Raw genomic sequence first — 2,395 nt, 5'->3', positions numbered from 1 at the left:
TATTAAGCGACAATTACGGTGGCCGGTCTAGCGACAATTATCTTGGCCGGTTGATCTGATAAGGTTCGGTACAGCAGAACGGAGGAGTTCACTGTGCCGGGAACACGAATCACTGATCAGCAGGTCACTATTTATATGAAACATAGAAAACGTAATAGCCAAGTTATCGCGGCTGCGAAAGCAGGTATTTCTGAACGTTCAGCAAGGCGCATTGATAAACTGGATGAGCAGCCATTGTCTAATAAACGCCAATGGCGAACGCGTATAGATCCACTTGAGTCTATCTGGGACAGTATTGTTGTCCCTCTACTTCAAGGTGATGCAACGTTAACTCCGGTGGGAATTTTTGATCACCTTTGCGAGTTTCACACCGACAAATTTAACCCTAGCTCACGGCGTACATTAGAGCGTCGAATTCACAAATGGCGAGCACTGTATGGCTCAAGCAAAGAGGTCGTATTCCTGCAAACACACGAGTATGGCCTATTAGGCATGTGTGATTTTACACATGTGAAGTCACCCGTTACCATTGCTAGTGAACCCTTAAAGCATATGTTGTTTCATTATCGTATGCCCGCCAGTGGCTGGGCTTATGCCCAAGTGATTTACGGCGGTGAAAGCTTTGCTGCTTTTTCTGATGGCGTGCAAAACGCATTTAAAGCAGCCGGCGGTGTGCCTAAAGAAGTGCGTACAGACAGTCTGAGTGCCGCCTATCGTAATCACACTAATGATAACGATTTTACAGAGCGCTTTAATGAATTAGTCACCCATTATGGCTTTAAAGCGACCCGCAATAACCGTGGTATTGCGCATGAAAATGGGGCTATTGAGAGCCCTCATGGGCATCTTAAATCGCAACTGGAGCAAGCATTAAAAATCCGTGGTAGTTATGACTTTCAGACAAGAGAAGTCTATGAATCGTTTGTTGCCGACATTGTAGCTCGCCGTAATCGCCGTGTAAGTGATAAATACGCAGTAGAGCAGCGACAATTACATGCTTTACCACGGACGATGAGCGTCAATTACACCGAGCATTATCTAACGGTGTCACGTACGAGTACTATTTCGTTGAAACGTGTTACCTATAGCGTCCCGTCACGCCTTATTGGTAGCCGATTACTTGTTCGTTTATATGACAACCGTTTAGAGCTGCGCTATGGCAGCGATTTAGTTCAAACGTTAGCGCGTGTCTATGCTTCTAAAGGATGCCGTGCACGTAATATTAGTTACTTGCATGTTATTGACGCACTGGTTAAAAAACCATTGGCATTTCGCTACTCACAACTACGTGACGACTTACTTCCAAGCGACAATTACAAAGCTATTTGGGAATACGTTAATGCCCACCTTTTAGCGGATGAAGCGAGCTATTACATGGTGAAATTGCTCCATTTAGCGAAGCAAAGTGGGTGTGAACGTCAATTAGGACGATTTGTAGCAGCGTCAATTACTCAGCGACAATTACCGGCCATCCGAGAATGTGAAGCGCAATTTTTAGTGATTGCATCAAACATACCCACAATAACAATAAAGCAACACAGCTTGAGCGCTTATAGCAGCATGATACCGGGAGGTCTACATGGATAACTTCACGGCCTCGTTACCTTTAATGCTGAAACAATTAAAGCTTAGCACCATGCTTCAACAGTGGAATACCCTGGGCAAAAAAGCGATAGAAGAGCAATGGAGCCCACAGCAATACTTATCTGAGCTGTGCCATATTGAACTTGCGACACGCGATGATAAACGCCTTCAGCGGCTTTTAAAAGATGCAAAATTGCCCGTGGGTAAACACCTTAGCAGCTTCGACTTTACCCTTGTTGATGGGGTTAGTAAGCCCCTTGTTGCTGATTTAATAAATCAGCCGGATTGGTTGAAGCACGGTGGCAATATATTGTTATTTGGCGCCAGTGGTCTTGGTAAAACGCATATCGCCAGTAGCATCGGTTATGGCCTTATCGAGCAGGGCCATAAAGTTAAGTTTGTTGCCGCGTCAGCGATTGTTCAACAACTCCAGCAAGCAAAGCGACACTTACGCTTGCAAGATGAGCTTGTAAAGCTCGATAAATACAGCTTATTAATCGTTGATGACGTTGGTTACGTTCGAAAAACGGAACAGGAAACGAGTGTGCTGTTTGAATTGATAGCCCATCGCTATGAGCGACACAGCATGATCATCACATCAAACAAATCATTCGAACAATGGGATGAACTATTTGATGATTCAACGATGACTGTCGCGGCAATCGATCGCTTGGTTCATCATGCAACGATTATTCATTGCGAAGGTGAAAGTTACCGACGCAAAACAGCGCTCAATAAGAGCAAATAAAATTCGGTGTCAACCGGCCAAGATAATTGACGCGGAACCGGCCAAGTTAATTGACGCTAGATA

2 protein-coding genes are annotated in these 2,395 nt (G+C 44.7%); both read left to right on the top strand.

The genetic code is table 11. From position 1 onward, the window contains the following. Positions 1 to 93 precede the first annotated feature (93 nt). Positions 94 to 1,587, top strand: a complete 1,494-nt coding sequence (gene istA, locus ACROAE_RS20445; RefSeq protein ID WP_089368256.1) for an IS21 family transposase — start codon at positions 94 to 96, stop codon at positions 1,585 to 1,587. Further along, complete coding sequence (gene istB, locus ACROAE_RS20440) at positions 1,580 to 2,332, top strand: IS21-like element helper ATPase IstB (protein WP_208835222.1); 753 nt, start codon at positions 1,580 to 1,582, stop codon at positions 2,330 to 2,332. Before istA ends, istB begins: the two co-directional genes overlap by 8 nt. Positions 2,333 to 2,395 lie beyond the last annotated feature (63 nt).

Source organism: Shewanella sp. MF05960 (assembly GCF_050849305.1).
GTDB lineage: Bacteria > Pseudomonadota > Gammaproteobacteria > Enterobacterales > Shewanellaceae > Shewanella.
This window is presented reverse-complemented; position numbering and strand designations above follow the sequence as displayed.

Coding starts and splice junctions, on each gene's coding strand:
- istB (WP_208835222.1), top strand. CDS start 1,580: ATGGATAACTTCACGGCCTCGTTACCTTTAATGCTGAAACAATTAAAG.